The sequence below is a fragment of the Nitrobacter hamburgensis X14 genome (genome assembly GCF_000013885.1).
Taxonomy (GTDB): Bacteria; Pseudomonadota; Alphaproteobacteria; order Rhizobiales; family Xanthobacteraceae; genus Nitrobacter; species Nitrobacter hamburgensis.
Genome location: NC_007964.1, coordinates 893,942 through 908,417, shown reverse-complemented (window position 1 = coordinate 908,417; position 14,476 = coordinate 893,942). Strand labels below are relative to the sequence as shown.

Annotated in this window: 12 protein-coding genes; 9 read left to right on the top strand and 3 right to left on the bottom strand. The window is 64.5% G+C overall.

The window, feature by feature from the left end; translation table 11 throughout:
• The first annotated feature begins 7 nt into the window (after positions 1-7).
• Genes NHAM_RS04250 through NHAM_RS23860 form a run of 6 tightly spaced genes read left to right on the top strand, consistent with a single transcriptional unit; the run spans position 8 to position 10,368 of the window.
• Positions 8-343, top strand: a complete 336-nt coding sequence (locus NHAM_RS04250; RefSeq protein ID WP_041357691.1) for a hypothetical protein — start codon at positions 8-10, stop codon at positions 341-343.
• Positions 340-711, top strand: a complete 372-nt coding sequence (locus NHAM_RS04245) for a GPW/gp25 family protein (RefSeq protein WP_198136991.1) — start codon at positions 340-342, stop codon at positions 709-711. Before NHAM_RS04250 ends, NHAM_RS04245 begins: the two co-directional genes overlap by 4 nt.
• Positions 708-3,560 carry a putative baseplate assembly protein gene (locus tag NHAM_RS04240; RefSeq protein WP_041357689.1) on the top strand — a complete coding sequence of 951 codons (2,853 nt, stop codon included), beginning with the start codon at positions 708-710 and terminating at the stop codon, positions 3,558-3,560. The genes NHAM_RS04245 and NHAM_RS04240 overlap by 4 nt, the downstream gene beginning before the upstream one ends.
• The gene (locus NHAM_RS23865) at positions 3,557-6,649 is read left to right on the top strand and encodes a putative baseplate assembly protein (RefSeq protein WP_011509396.1); all 3,093 of its coding nucleotides are present in this window, start codon (positions 3,557-3,559) and stop codon (positions 6,647-6,649) included. Before NHAM_RS04240 ends, NHAM_RS23865 begins: the two co-directional genes overlap by 4 nt.
• 10 nt (positions 6,650-6,659) lie before the next feature.
• Positions 6,660-8,894 (top strand): hypothetical protein, encoded by a 2,235-nt coding sequence (locus NHAM_RS04230; protein ID WP_011509395.1) that lies wholly within the window; start codon positions 6,660-6,662, stop codon positions 8,892-8,894.
• A 10-nt stretch (positions 8,895-8,904) separates the two neighbouring features.
• The gene (locus tag NHAM_RS23860; RefSeq protein ID WP_011509394.1) at positions 8,905-10,368 is read left to right on the top strand and encodes a DUF6519 domain-containing protein; all 1,464 of its coding nucleotides are present in this window, start codon (positions 8,905-8,907) and stop codon (positions 10,366-10,368) included.
• A 268-nt stretch (positions 10,369-10,636) separates the two neighbouring features.
• Here the strand turns inward: NHAM_RS23860 and NHAM_RS27915 are convergent, their stop codons facing one another.
• Positions 10,637-10,732: a TOBE domain-containing protein gene (locus NHAM_RS27915; RefSeq protein ID WP_245270049.1), complete on the bottom strand. Its 96-nt coding sequence runs from the start codon at positions 10,730-10,732 to the stop codon at positions 10,637-10,639.
• Positions 10,733-11,255: 523 nt separating this feature from the next.
• Here NHAM_RS27915 and NHAM_RS26430 point away from each other — a divergent pair.
• Positions 11,256-11,693 (top strand): DUF5681 domain-containing protein, encoded by a 438-nt coding sequence (locus NHAM_RS26430; RefSeq protein WP_011509392.1) that lies wholly within the window; start codon positions 11,256-11,258, stop codon positions 11,691-11,693.
• A complete protein-coding gene (gene terL, locus NHAM_RS04210; protein ID WP_011509391.1) occupies positions 11,686-13,041 on the top strand; it encodes a phage terminase large subunit in 1,356 nt (451 codons plus the stop codon). Before NHAM_RS26430 ends, terL begins: the two co-directional genes overlap by 8 nt.
• 264 nt (positions 13,042-13,305) lie before the next feature.
• On the opposite strand, the gene NHAM_RS28810 is transcribed toward terL, so the two are convergent.
• Positions 13,306-13,434 carry a hypothetical protein gene (locus NHAM_RS28810; RefSeq protein WP_011509390.1) on the bottom strand — a complete coding sequence of 43 codons (129 nt, stop codon included), beginning with the start codon at positions 13,432-13,434 and terminating at the stop codon, positions 13,306-13,308.
• Between the two features lie 46 nt (positions 13,435-13,480).
• A complete protein-coding gene (locus tag NHAM_RS04205; RefSeq protein ID WP_011509389.1) occupies positions 13,481-13,732 on the bottom strand; it encodes a hypothetical protein in 252 nt (83 codons plus the stop codon).
• Positions 13,733-14,245: 513 nt separating this feature from the next.
• Here NHAM_RS04205 and NHAM_RS04195 point away from each other — a divergent pair.
• Positions 14,246-14,455 (top strand): cold-shock protein, encoded by a 210-nt coding sequence (locus tag NHAM_RS04195; protein ID WP_011509387.1) that lies wholly within the window; start codon positions 14,246-14,248, stop codon positions 14,453-14,455.
• Positions 14,456-14,476 lie beyond the last annotated feature (21 nt).

Genomic DNA, 14,476 nt, shown 5'->3' with positions numbered 1-14,476 from the left:
GCGCGCCATGCCTGGCTACGTAGCCCTTCCGACCAATCAGGTGACCTGCTCGCATGGCGGCATGGGCAAGCCCGCGCCGCTCTCCACGCGGGTCTTTATCATGGGCCAGCCGGTTGTGCCGCTCAGCGCCGTCTATGCGATCGCCGGATGCAGCCTTGCGGCGTCCGGCAGTTCGCCGCCCTGCGCGACGGGACGCTTTTCGGCCGGCACGACCCGCGTCATGGTCTCGGCCGCAGGCTTGCTCGGCCCCGCCGTCATTGTGCCGGCACTTGGCCAATGCGTGCCGACCGGCCAGCCGCTTGTCGCGCCGCCCGCCGGCCAGATGCGGGTCTTCGCGTCATGAGCGCGCCGTTCAATGCGGCCATGCCGCTGCGCATCGGCGCCAACGGGCGCACTGCCGGCTCCGGCTACGCAATCCATGTGCGCGACATGATCGAGACGCTGCTTTTCACGCAGCAGGGCGAGCGGGTCATGCGCCCGGAAATGGGATCGGGGCTTCTGCAATATCCCTTCGCGCCCAACAGCCCCGAACTCGCCGCCGCCCTGCAACTCACCGCGCGCTCCGGCCTCGAGCGATGGCTCGGCGACGTCATCGAGATCGACTCGCTGTCGGCGGATGCGGTGGATGCGACATTAACCGTCACGCTTGTCTGGGCGTTGCGCGGCACGGGACAATTCGCAACGGACCAGTTCTCGCGGAGCCTCGCATGACCGGCTGCGACGCCCTGCACGCCACCTGCGCGAGCAACGAGCGGCGCGAACTGGTGCGCGCGAGCGGCACACTCTGCGGCATCGACGACATCGAGGTCTATGACGACGGCGTGACGCTTTGTGTGCGCCTCTTCGGCACGGTGCCGGGGGGGTTGAAGCTGGAGAATGTCGTCGTGACCGGCGGCACCCGCATCACCGGCATTGCCGTCACCGACGTCGATTTCGAGGAACACGAGGACGAGGGCACGTGCCTTCGGGTGACACTCGACCGAACGGGCGATTTTTCGGCCTATTGCCTGTGCCTCGTCGCGCCGCCCGCGACCGACGATGCAACCTGTTCTTTCGTTCCGCTGCCGAATGCGCCGATGGTCGCGGCCGTCCCCGCGGGCGTCGATCCGCGCTATGCCTGCGCGGAATTTCATTTCCATCTCGACTGTCCGAGCGACGACGATTGTCTGCCCCCACCCTGCGGCCCGGAGGCGCGGCCGCCGGACATCGCCATCGATTATCTCGCGCGCGATTTCGCCGGCTTTCGCCGGCTTCTCATCGATCGTCTCGCGCTCACAATGCCCGACTGGCAGGAGCGACATCTGCCCGACCTGCAGATATCGCTGGTCGAACTACTCGCCTATGTCGGCGACCGGCTGAGCTACCAGCTCGATGCCGTTGCGACCGAAGCCTATCTCGGCACCGCCCGCAAGCGCATCTCCATGCGCCGCCATGCGCGCCTGCTCGACTACCGAATGCACGAAGGTTGCAATGCGCGCGCCTTTGTGTGCGTCGAGATCGATGGCGGCGACCTTCTCGACCACTTGGCGTCCGACTTTCTGTTCGCGGCGGCGGATGCGAGCGATCTTTCGCCACTGTCCGGACTGGTAACTCCCGCGCGGCTCGACGGCGCGACCCTGATTTTTGAGCCGATGTCGTGCGCGCCGGACGCGCGCATCAGCCTGCGCGCCGCGCACAGCAGCATCTCCTTCCACACGTGGCGGCAAAGCGAATTCTGTCTGCCGAAAGGCGCAACCCGCGCGACGTTACGTGACGGTGCGCGGCCCCTCGAAGGCGGCGCGGTGCGGCGGCTCGCCCTGCAGCCGGGCGACCTGCTGATCCTCGAGGAAATACGCGGCGCTGAGACCGGCGCGGCGGCCGATGCCGATCCCGCAAAACGCTGGCCCGTCCGGCTGACGCGTGTCGAAGAACTCGTCGATCCGTTCGATGGCACGCTGCTTCTCGAAGTCGAATGGGGTCGCGCCGACGCGCTTCCGTTCGCGCTGCGCGTGTCCAGTTGGACCGCGCCCGACGCAATCGATGCGTTGCGCCTCGCGCGTGGCGGCACTATCGTCGTTTCCGCCCGGGACGCTGCGGCCGACCCGCTTCCCGAAGGTGGCATCGCGATCGAGACGATGCCGCGTCACGGCAGGGCGACCCTCGATGCGGACGGCATTCTGACTTATACCGCCGATGCGGAGTTCACCGGCGCCGACATAGTCGGACTTTCCGTCACCACTCCTGCAGGAGCGAGCGTCGGCTTTACGCTCACACTGCTTGTCGGCGACGCGCCCTATTGCCGCATCGTCGAGACAGCGGTCGCACGCGGCAATGTGATCCTCGTCGACCACGGCCGCACCGTGATCGAGAAAAACGACCGCTGGCTGGTGGATTGGGTGGAAAGCGCCGAGTGCTGCCGTTGTGAAGGAATCGCCGCCGACGTCCTCCGCGTGCCTGCGCCGTTCGCGATGACGCTCGAACAGACCCCAATCTGCAGCGCGGCGCCCGCGCCCTGCGATGCGCGCATCCCGGCCGCCGCCATGCTCGCGCAGGATGTGCGTACGGTAGTCGCGCAAGTAACGCTCGACATGGCGCTTGATGTGCTCGATGCACCAGCGATGGCCTTCCCGGCGACGTTCGATTGGATCGCGCGCTTCGATCTGCTCGACAGTGCGTCGGACGACAGACATTTCGTGGTCGAGATCGACGATGCCGGGCGCGCGCATTTGCGCTTCGGCGATGGCGAATGTGGCGCGATACCTCCAGCGGGCGCGCGCTTCCGGGCGCGCTACCGCGTCGGCAATGGCCGCATCGGCAATGTCGGCGCGGAAAGCATCGCGATGATGGCGCTGCACAGCACCGGTCTCGATGGCATTTCCATCACCGTGAGAAATCCGCTTGCCGCGCAGGGCGGCACCGAGCCGGAATCGATCGAGGAAGTCCGCCGCCGCGCGCCGCATGCCTATGGCCGCGCGCTGGAGCGGGCCATCACAGCGCTCGATTATGCGACGATCGCCGGCCGCGATCCGCGCATACAGGGGGCGCAGGGCAGCTTCGCCTGGACGGGCATCGGCTACGAGGCCAATGTCGCGCTCGACATCACGGCCGCTCATGTCCGCGACGACGACCTCGCCGCAAGCACGCTGGAACGGATCGCGGCGTTGCGGCGCGTCGGTCACGATGTCGCCATCACACAGGTAAGACGCGTGCCGCTGCGCATCGCCGCCCATGTCTGCGTCGATCCCGCCTATCGCCGCGACGACGTGAGCCGAGCGATGCGCACGCTAATGTCGGCCGGCTCTCTTCCCGACGGGACGCCGGCGATGTTCCATCCCGACCGGCTTGTCTTCGGCAGGGATGTCCACGCCTCGCGCATCGTGGCGGCAATCCAGGAGCTCGACGGCGTCACCCATGTCGAACTGACCCGCTTCTCGCGTCTTGACGATGTCAAACCAGGCACGATCACGCGACTCGATACCGGCGTCATCCCCATTGCGGACGACGAGATAGCGCAGTGTGACAGCGATCCTGACTTTCCCGAACGTGGCAGCTTTTCCATGCGCGTGGTGGGCGGACGATGAGCGCGGGTGCGACATCCGCCACCTGCGCGGCCTGCGGCGCGCGCATGGATTGCGGCTGCGAGTCCAACTGCAATGGTGCGGAAACGCTTTCGCTCGGGGCGGGCGCGAACCGACCGGGCCTGGCGCGCATCGATACGCGCATCGGCGGTCATGGCGCCTTCTTTGCGGCCGCGACACGTGCGCTGTCATCTGCAGACGCACCCGCGTTGCGCACGTTCGGAACCCGCGAGACGAACGACCCTGCCATCGCCCTTCTCGACGGCTGGGCGATGATCGCGGACGTCCTGACGTTTTACCGCGACCGGTTCTCGAACGAGACTTATTTGCGCACGGCGCGCGAGGAACGGTCGCTGCGGGAACTCGCGGCGCAGGTCGGCTATGCTCCGCGCCCCGGCGTGTCGGCCAGCGTTGCCCTCGCCTATCTGCTCGATCCCGGCGCGCAGCCGGTCATGATTTCCGCAGGCGCCCGGGTCCAGTCGGTGCCAAAGCCAGGCGAGCAGATGCAGAGCTTCGAGACGATACAGCCGCTTGAAGCTCGCGCCGAATGGAGCGAGATGGCGCCGCGACAGAACTGGCTGCCGCCGATCGATCGCATCGATGCGCTGCTGCGCAGCACCTTGCAACTCGCCGGTGTGCAGACGGTCGCGCGTCCGGGCGAGCGGATGCTAATGGTGTTCGGATCGAAACAAGGCTGGCAGGTGGTGCGCGAGGTCGCGGCCGTGAAGGTGAATATCGCCGCAGACTGCGTCCTTCTCACACTGAAGCCGCGCCTCGGCCTCACCGCCAAACTCGCCGACCGTCTGCTCGCCTATCTCGACAAGGCCGTCGCGGTGTCCGGCGACCCGAGCACCGCCAGCGCGATCCGCGGCATCGCCTCCTATTTTCTCGGCGCCTCGGCGTACGACGCCAAACGCGTGGTGTCGGACAGGGAGCGCGAGCTCTACGAGATTTTCGATGAGATCGTGAAGGCGCCGCACGCCGAGGTGTCGGGCCGGCGAGGCGCCAGCCTCGACGCCATTCTCGCGGGGGCCAGGACACTCGCCGGGCGCGTCGCGGCGGGCGGACCTCGCGCCGTCACGGATACGCTCGGTCCGGCGGGCCTAACCCGCACTGCGCTTCTCACGAGGGACTCACCCGCCGTCGGCGCCGCGCTCTATTCGGCCTGGAGCAGGCTGCCCGTCAACGACGTGACGGTGAGCCACGCGCCCGATTGCTATCTGCTGCGCCTCGTCGCCGGCGCATTCGGCAGCAACGCGCCGGCGCTCATGCCCGACGGCAAGGGAGAAGTGGATGACGTATCGATCGCGCCGATCGACCGGGATCACGTCTTCCTCGATGCGCTTGCGGACGGCGTGCAGAGCGGCGGCTTCGCCCTGATGGACGCCCCGGCGACGAGCGAATCCGACACGCGACTTCTTCGCCTTGGTCGGGTGCGCGAGGTCCAGGCGACAGCGCGGTCCAACTACGGGTTGACTGCGCGAGTCACGCGGCTCGACGTGGTGGGTCTCGAGAACGACGAGCCGCTCGGCTTTCCCGAAATCATGAACGAGCGTGGCGGCACGGTGCGGCTGTTGCGCCAGATCCTCTACGCCGTCCAGAGCGAGGCGGTGACGCTGGCGCCCGAGCCGCTCGACGACCTCGTCGAGGGCGATACGATCATGCTCGACAGCCTCTATCCGGATCTCGCGCCGGGCCGTGCGATCGTGGTCAAAGGCGAACGCGCCGACATCATGGTGGGCGACAACGTCGTGCCGGGCGTGGCCGGAGGCGAACAGGCGAAGGTCGCCGCGGTCACGCAGGAAGCGATCAAGGGATCGCCCGGCGACACGCCGCACACGGTGCTGCGCCTCACCGCTCCGCTGACCTTCCGGTACCGGCGCGCGGCGACGACCGTCCATGGCAATGTCGTTATCGCCACGCACGGCGAAACGGTGCAGGAAACACTGGGCTCCGGCGATGCGAGCCAGGCGTTCCAGCGGTTCGCCTTGCGCCGCAAGCCCCTGACCTTCGTCGCGGCGCCGACGACGAGCGGGGTCGCGGACACCTTGCGGCTGGAGGTCAATGGCATCGCCCTAGGCCAGGTCGACGCGCTGATCGACGCCGGTCCCAACGAGCATGTCTATCAGCTCAGCGTCGATGCCGGCGGCGCGGGCACCGCGGAGAGCGGTGACGGCAAGACCGGCATGCGCTTGCCGACCGGCGCGGAGAATGTCCGCGCGACCTATCGCGTCGGCATCGGCGCCGTCGGCAACGTCGACCTCGGTCAGATCAGCCTCGCCACCACCCGTCCGCTTGGCGTGCGCGGCGTCGTCAACCCGTTGTCTGCGAGCGGCGGCGCCGATCGCGACGGCGCCGAAGCGATCCGGCGCAATACGCCTGTCCCCACCCTCGCCCTTTCGCCGCAGTCGCGGCTCGTCAGTGTCGAGGACTACGAACATTTCGCGCGCGCCTTTGCCGGCATCGGCGATGTGCGCGCGGCAATGCTCTCCGACGGACGCCACCGCACCGTCTTCGTGACAATCGCCGGCATCGACGACGCTCCAATCGCGCCCGACGACCTGCTCACCGGCACGCTGATCGACGCCTATGCGCGCTATGGCGATCCGGCGCTGCCGGTGGTCGTCGCGGTCCGCGAACGCGTGACCCTGCTCGTGCAGGCGAATGTCGCGTTCGCGCCGGAGATGGACCGAGTCGCCGTCGACGCGGCCGTGCGCGCGCTGCTGGCCGAGGCCTTCTCGTTTGCGCGGCGGGGCCTTGCGCGCCCTGCTTATCGCTCGGAGCTGATCGCGCTCATCCAGGGCTCGCCGGGCGTCGATCATGTCGATGTCGATGTCTTCGGCGGCATCTCCGACGCGGTCCTTCAGGACCCGGTCCGCCTTGCTAATGCGGTGCACGACCTGCGCGAGCAGGCGCAAGAGGGGCGTCCGCTGGTCTTCGTCCCCGCCGCGCCCGCGCGCGTCGCGCCGCTGGCGCATTCAGGATTGCATATTCAAGGGCCGGAAAGCGCCTCATCGGAGCGTCTGCTCCCAGCGCAGACGACCTATTTGCGGCCGGACGTTCCCGGCACGCTGATCCTCAACTGGTCGTGAGGGCGACGGCATGATCGACGACCGCGACGCGCTGTTCGACCTGCTCCCGGCCTGGGTCCGTCAGCGCGACCTCATCGCCGACGGCGTTCTGCAGCAATTGCTGCGCATCGTCGGTGGCCAGGCTGTGTCAATCGAACGCGACCTCCATCGCATGTACGACGACAGTTTCATCGAAACCTGCGCAGACTGGGTGGTCCCCTATATCGCCGACCTGCTCGGCGCGAGCCTTGCCGAAGGAAGCGCCGGCGGCGCCGGTGCGCAGCGTCGCGCGATCGGCCACCTGCTCGCCACGCGGCGGCAGCGCGGCGCGATGGTGGCGGTCGCCGGCCTGGCTCAGGATGTCGGTGACTGGCCGGCCGAAGCACGCGAGGCCTACCGGCTGCTCGCCATCTGCCAGCACCTCGACCATGTCCATCCCGACCGGCCGGCATGCGTCCGGATCGGTGCGCAGTCGACGCTCGAGGCGATGGAACCCTGGGGCGGATCGCTGCTCGGCGAGGTGCGCACCGGTGCCGCCGGCGATCGCGTGCTCCGTGCCGATGTCCGCGGCCTCGGCCTTGCGGTGCGGCGGATGCGCGCCTTTCCGATCACGGCGACGACCGCTTATGCGATCGAGAACCGCGAGCATTGCTACAGCTTCTCCGTGCTCGGCAACGACACGGCCCTCGTCGACCCCCGCGGGCCGGCGCCGATCACGCGTCTCGGCTTTGAAAGCGACGCGGGCTCGGCCGCGGCCGCCGCCGGCGTCGATCCCGCGCTCTACGACGAGGGAAAGGCGCTCGTCATCTGGGCGGACGGCTGGCCCAGTCGCCGCCCGACCCCGCAGGCGCGCGCGGCCCCGATCCCGGCGAGCGCGATCATTCCCGCCGATCTCAACGGATGGGCCTACCGCGTGCCCAAGCGCAAGGTTGCCGTCGATCCAGTCCTTGGCCGTATCATGTTCCCGCTCAAGCAGGGGCCGGCCCGCACCGCGTCGGTGCGCGTCAGCTATCACTACGCGTTCGCGATGGCGCTCGGCGGCGGCGAATATCCGCGACCGCCGCTCGCAATGCCCGCGCACGTCTCGCGCCGTCGCGTGCATGCGCGGGAAATGGACATGCCGCCCGAGGGCGATTTCGCCGGCATCGCCGACGCGATCGCGGACTGGCGTGCCGCGCGCGACGCGCAGGCCGTACCGGTCGAAGGGGACGGTGATGCGGCGCTCGGCATGATCGCGTTTCCCGCGCTCGTCGTCGAGCTGATGGAGAGCGGACTTTATGCCGGCGCGCTCGATATCGAACTGAAGGCGGGGGAGTCGATCTGGCTGATCGCGGCACCGCGAACACGGCCGGTCCTGTGGCTCAGCGATGTCGAAGCCGGCCAGCAGGATGCGCTCCAGGTCAGCGGCGGGAACGGCAGCCGTTTCGTCATGGACGGTGTGATGGTCGCCGGTCGCGGCCTGCGCTTCGCCCCGCGCGAGGATGGCGACGGCGAAACGGCGGGCGACCTGTGCGAAGTTGTGCTGCGTCACTGCACGCTCGTGCCCGGCTGGGGGCTGACCCATGATTGCGAGCCGCTGCGTCCCAACGATCCGAGCATCGTCATCGACGGATCGCGCCTGCGGCTTCGCGTGGAGCACAGCATCGTCGGCACGATCGACGTGAGCCTCGGCGTCACCGCCGGCCCACCGGCCGACATCTGCATCGCCGACAGCATCGTCGACGCCACGTCCGAAACGCGGGCCGCCATCGGCTCAGCGGATGCAAGTGTCGCCTATGCGCGGCTCACCATCGCACGTAGCACGGTGATCGGCACCGTGGCGGTCCACGCCATCGATCTCGCAGAAGATGTGTTGTTCGGCGGCGTCGTCACCGTCGCGCGCCGCCAGCAGGGCTGCGTGCGCTACTGCTATGCCTCCGTCGACTCGCGATTGCCGCGTCAGCATCGCTGCCAACCGTCGAGCGCGCGCGCGAAGGTGCGCGACGACGCAGGCGCCGATCCAGCGCGGGAAGCGGTGCGCGACCGGATGCTCGCCGACGTTGTTGTGCGGATCTCGCCGCATTTCGTCTCGACCCGCTACGGCACGCCGGACTATGTGCGCTTGACTGGTTGCACCCCGCCCGAGATCACGCGCGGCGCGAGCGACGGCGGCGAAATGGGCGCCTATCACGATTTGGGCGAACCGCAGCGCATGGATCAGCTCCAGGCGCGTCTCGTGAATCATTGCCCCGCCGACTTCGATCCCGTTGTTCTGGTAGCAGACTGAGAGGCCCATCATGCACGGCGACTTTGCGCGTATCACCTTCGATCCAAGCCAGGGCTTTACACGCGTGCTAGCGCAGCAGGGCCGCATGCTGCTCGAAGCCGAGCTCAACGAGCAGACGGCGCTGCACATCCACTATCTGCGCAAGGTCATCGTCGACACCATCGGCCCGTGTTGGCGCGCGGGCGACGGATTTGCGCTCGCCGCCGGCGACTCGGTCAACGAATTCGCCATCGCGGCCGGCCGTCTCTACGTCGACGGCATCCTGTGCGAGCTCAATGCGAACGTCACTTACGGTACACAGCCGTTCTGGCCCGTCCCCGGAATCGCTCCGGACGCGCCGGTCGAATTGCCCGCAATATTCCTCGCCTACATCGAGGTTCACGAACGGCACCTATCGCCGGTCCAGATGCCGGCGCTGCGCGAGATCGCGCTGGGTGGCCGCGACACCGCCAGCCGCGCACAGGTCGCCTGGCAGATTCGCATCCTGACGCAGGATCAAGTCACGGCCGTGCCGAAACAGTTCGCGAAGCTCGCCGAAATTCGCAAGGCCCATCCCGGACCTTTCGTCTATAGGGACGGCAAGCTCAGCGATTTCGTCAAGGCGCTGGAAGATTCCGCGCGGCAACTCGCCGATGTGTTTAGCGCCGGCGCGCCCGATCAGAAGGCCTGCGCGGGTGCGAAGCGCTTCTTCGACACATGGGAGCAGATCGGGCCGCTGATGCGCGCCCGCGCCCGCTTCGACGCGCGCAATCTCGACCCCTGCGCGATCCCAGCCGACGGCCAGTTCCGCAGCCGCGAGAACCAGCTCTACCGCGTCGAAATCCACAAAGGCGGAATGGCCGGCGAGGCGACGTTCAAATGGTCGCGGGAGAATGGATCGGTCGAATTCGCGCTCAGCTCGGTCAAGACGGCGCAAGGCGGCACGATCACGGCGATGATCGACACGCTCGGCCGCGATCGCCGCACGGGCCTTTGCGAGGGCGACTGGGTCGAGCTGACCTCGGACGGGTTCGAGTTCGCGGAGATGGCGCCCCCGCTCGGCCAGATCACCGGCATCGACCGCGCCAGACGAATGGTCACCCTCAAGGTCACGACAGGCGCAGGCATCGACTTCAGCGCCTGCACCCTGCTGCGTCGCTGGGATCAATCGCTCGAGACCGCGCCCGATCTTGGCGAGGACGGCGCCATCCCGGTGCGCGAAAGCAGTGAGGGTCGCTGGACGCCGCTCGAACGCGGCGTACAGGTGCAGTTCGTTCCCGGCGGCTATTATCGCACAGGCGATTTCTGGCTGATACCGGCGCGGGTCGAGACCAACGACATCCTCTGGCCGCAATCGACCGCAGGAAAGCCCGCCGCGCTGCGGCCGCTAGGGGTCGAGCGGCATCGCGGCGTTCTCGGCTTCGGCATCAAGGAACAGGCACAGGTGACTTTCACGAATTGCATCTGCACGATCACGCCGCAGTGCAATCGATAGGCTGGCGTTCGCGCTACGGGGTTGCGAATCGTTGACAAGTCGTTCCCGTGCCGGAGGCATCGGCCGACGGCTTCACTGTCCGCGCCTTCGCAGTCGCCGACCTTCAGGGTGACCTGCAGGAATAGACGCTTACGATGCGTTGAATCCTGAAAGCGTCGGGACAATTCAAGCTGTGAAACGACAACGATCTGATCGACCAAGCTCACGCTTCGACGAGGAGAGCGGCAGTGCCGAGAGCGATCACAACAGTGCGTGATCCGAAATCTTTTCAGCTGATTGCGATGATGACATGCGCAGCGTCGAAAAGGGCGAATGCGGGCTTTCCTGGAGAGAGGCCAAGCGACTTGGCGCTGTGCGCAGCGATGCTCGATGCTCGATGCTCGCGTCTAGCCGGCGCCGATGTCGAGGACGATCTCGGCGCTTACGGCGGACGCTTCGCATCGGCTGACGATTCCACTGACTGCGCGCGGAGGTCTTCGGGGCTGCCTTACCGGTAGCGATAGCAACGAATGGCGCCTTGATCAGATCTTGTCTAGGGATTTCTTATGAAGACCAGCGCATGCAACGCAATCTGCGGCAGCATCATCATTATCGTGTTCGATGCGGAAACGACAATCTATTCGCTTGTCACGCCCGCCAGTATGAAAGAACTGGGACTGTGCCCGGGCCAATCGGTGACTCTACTCCTTCACCGGGAAAGACGCCATTCTTGCGGAAACAGGCCAAACCTTTGATGAGGTGAGCGCCGCGCGGCGCTCGCAGAACTACGGTTCTGCTCCACCTCCGCCGCAAAAGCCATCGCGTCATCGCGTCGGTTCGAAACCCGTGCCACATGACTCTGGCACGACGAGTACCGAGCGTACCGGTCTTCGTAGAAGGAGGCCGCAATGAGTACCGACGATGACGACGATCTGCACCCGCACAAGGGTACTCAATCCAGGAATATCGGTGATGTTGGCTACGGGCGCCCCCCGCGTAAGCACCGATTTAAACCGGGCCAAAGCGGCAATCCGAGGGGGCGACCCAAGGGGCGCAAGAGCGAGAACCAGATGCTCGAAGAGCTGTTGTCTCGAATGATGACGATTCGCGAAGGCAACCGTGTTCGCAAAATTTCACTCCGCGAAGTCATCTATCGCGGTATCGCAGAAGAAGCCGTCAAGAAGAAGAATTTGAAAGCTGCTTCCTTTCTTTTCGACCGGTCGGCTCTGTTGAAATCGGCTCAACCCGAACATCGACAGCTCACAGAGGACGACAAGACCGTTCTCGGTGCCTACGCCAAGAAGTTCTTGTCCGCCGCGCACAATGAGGATGGGAACGATGATTGATCGCGATGCCCTTAACGCCTTTCTGAACGATCCGTGTGCCCTCGGCGCGGTGTTGCGCGGTGATTTTCAGAGTTTTCTTCACCGCAGCGTGCTGACGTTAAATCCGGGCGACGATTTCCTGCCCAATTGGCATATCGACGCGATCGCGTACCAGCTGGATCGGGTGCGGCGCGGCGAAATCACCCGTCTCATCATCAATCTGCCACCCCGCAATCTGAAATCGATCATGAGCTCGGTTGCGCTTCCCGCGTTTGTCTTAGGCCATGACCCAAGACGGAGAATTATCTGCATCAGCTACGGTGCCGATCTGGCGGAAGAACATGCCAAAAGTTGCCTGGCCGTGATGCAATCCGATTGGTATCGCGCTGCCTTCCCGGGGACGCGGATCCTACGTCCCTCGGCCACCGATATCCGAACGTCGATGCGCGGATTTCGTAAGACCACCTCGGTAGGTGGCGCCCTCACCGGCTTTGGCGGCGATCTCTTCATCATCGACGATCCACAAAAGCCCGTTGACGTGCAATCTCAGCCGCTCCGCGATCAGCTCAATCAATGGTTCTCGAACACGCTGATTTCGCGACTCGATAGCAAAGAACGTGGTGCCATTGTCATTGTTATGCAGCGAGTCCACCTTCACGATTTGACCGGATATTTGCAGGAAAGTTCCGAGAGCTGGACGGTTTTGAACCTTGCCGCGATCGCTGAAGCAGACGAACAAATCCCGATCGGGAACGGGCAATTCCATTTCCGGCGGACCGGCGAGGCCCTTCATCCGAAGCACGAGTCCCTTGATACGCTGAACACTATCAGGCGAGAAATGGGATTCCACTTCGATGCCCAATACCAACAATCGCCCGTGCCGCCTGGCGGAGCCATGATCCGGCGCGAATGGCTACACCATTATGATGTGCTTCCCGAACGGACCTGGGATATGGAGATCATTCAGAGCTGGGACTGCGCGTCGAAGGATGGCGCCCAGAACAGCTGGTCGGTGTGCACGACCTGGCTTGTCGTCAACAAGCGGGATTATTACCTCATCGACGTCACTCGCGGGCGATATGAATATCCCCGCTTACGCGAAACAGCGCTCTCACTGGCGGGACGCTACAAGCCGACCACAATACTGATCGAGGATGCCTCAACCGGCGTGGCATTGGCTCAAGAACTCAAAGATGCTGGACGTTTCCGCGTGGAGCTGGTCCCAGTCACACGTGACAAGGTGACACGGTTATACGTGCAGACGCACAAACTCGAGGCAGGCCACGTCTTCTTTCCGAGATCGGCGTCGTTCATGCCGGATTTGTTGGCTGAATTGCTCGCCTTTCCGCAGAGCAAGCATAACGACTAGGTCGACAGTATCACTCAGGCACTCGCCTACGAGATCACCGGATACGACACCTCGATGAAATGGGCCCGGCATCTTTGACGACGATAGCTCGCGGACATCGTCCGCGAGCCTCCTCCTATCGAGGTATCCCAGCCGGAAGCGGATCGGAGGGCTCGTCACGATGACGAATCAATCACTTCAGCGGGAGCGGCGAATACTCAAGCCAACGAAGCAAGAAGCTGGTTCGATAACTTTGATGGCGGTCATGCCCTGATAACTGTCGGCTCACGGTTTCTTTTTGCCCGCACCGAAGTTTGGCTGCCAAGCCACAGCGCCCTTTTGACTTGGTGTTGCCGCGATGATCTTTGCCTTTTCCTTTTTCGGCTTCTTCGACTCTCGATTACTTTTTGACACGGCGATCTCCTCTTAGGTTGAAAACGCGTCCGGTTAACAGGCGTACTCACATCGAGCAGTAGCGTTTCGCACTTTTAACTGCATCATCGATCTCATCGGCCAACTGGGTTTCGCCCATTTGATGAAGGTCGCAGGCCAGCGCCGATGCCTGAATCGAGCTCATGGAGAGTGGCTCACCATCCGCGTAGCAGAATTTGATGCGCCAAACGCCTTCTCGATTTCGATGCGGCTCGACCAGGATTATCGGTAGATCGGGTAATCCGTTTGCAGAAAACAGCACCGACAGAGCGCCCGTCATGGCATCGCACTGAATTCGTCCGGAATCTGTCCTTCCCGATAAAAGACCGTCGGCTCCTCGTCATAGTCGCCGGTTTCATCATCAGACGTTATGGAGAAGGCAACGACGCCTGCCCTGGACAGTGCGAGCCTCTGCGCGGTTCGACGGGCGCCTTCTGCTGATCGACACACGATCAGCCTGTCTGGCTTCAACTGATCGTCTTTTGCGGCGTTAAAAGCCTGCACGAGAAACTGCGTTTGAGGCGACATTCCGTGAACGTGCGCTCTTTCGGGTCTAATAGCTATTCATTAGTTCCGAACCTGTCCTCATAACGCAGGACACCACATGTGCCGTAGTTTGACCGGGCTCTTGTACTTTCCCTAAGCCACCATATGTAGGTCAAGTTCGAACCGTCGCTCTGGCTTGTTGACCGCGCCGAAACCGGCTCCATTCCCCAAGACATCGCTGAACTCGGATCAAGCTTGCACGGATGCCGTGCGAGCGAACGCGCTTTCGCGCATTTTGGAGATTATAATGGCAACTGGAACAGTGAAGTGGTTCAACGCGACAAAGGGCTTCGGCTTTATTCAGCCTGACGGTGGCGGACAGGATATCTTCGTTCATATCAGCGCGGTCGAACGCGCTGGTCTGAGCTCCCTCAATGACGGTCAGAAGGTTTCGTTCGAAGCCAAGACCGACAGCATGCGCGGCAAGACCAGCGCTGAAAACCTTCGCGTCGATTAAATCTGCCGATTTGAGATGCCC

Coding starts and splice junctions, on each gene's coding strand:
- terL (WP_011509391.1), top strand. CDS start 11,686: ATGATTGATCGCGATGCCCTTAACGCCTTTCTGAACGATCCGTGTGCC.
- NHAM_RS04205 (WP_011509389.1), bottom strand. CDS start 13,732: ATGACGGGCGCTCTGTCGGTGCTGTTTTCTGCAAACGGATTACCCGAT.
- NHAM_RS04250 (WP_041357691.1), top strand. CDS start 8: ATGCCTGGCTACGTAGCCCTTCCGACCAATCAGGTGACCTGCTCGCAT.
- NHAM_RS23865 (WP_011509396.1), top strand. CDS start 3,557: ATGAGCGCGGGTGCGACATCCGCCACCTGCGCGGCCTGCGGCGCGCGC.
- NHAM_RS23860 (WP_011509394.1), top strand. CDS start 8,905: ATGCACGGCGACTTTGCGCGTATCACCTTCGATCCAAGCCAGGGCTTT.
- NHAM_RS26430 (WP_011509392.1), top strand. CDS start 11,256: ATGAGTACCGACGATGACGACGATCTGCACCCGCACAAGGGTACTCAA.
- NHAM_RS04240 (WP_041357689.1), top strand. CDS start 708: ATGACCGGCTGCGACGCCCTGCACGCCACCTGCGCGAGCAACGAGCGG.
- NHAM_RS04245 (WP_198136991.1), top strand. CDS start 340: ATGAGCGCGCCGTTCAATGCGGCCATGCCGCTGCGCATCGGCGCCAAC.
- NHAM_RS04230 (WP_011509395.1), top strand. CDS start 6,660: ATGATCGACGACCGCGACGCGCTGTTCGACCTGCTCCCGGCCTGGGTC.
- NHAM_RS04195 (WP_011509387.1), top strand. CDS start 14,246: ATGGCAACTGGAACAGTGAAGTGGTTCAACGCGACAAAGGGCTTCGGC.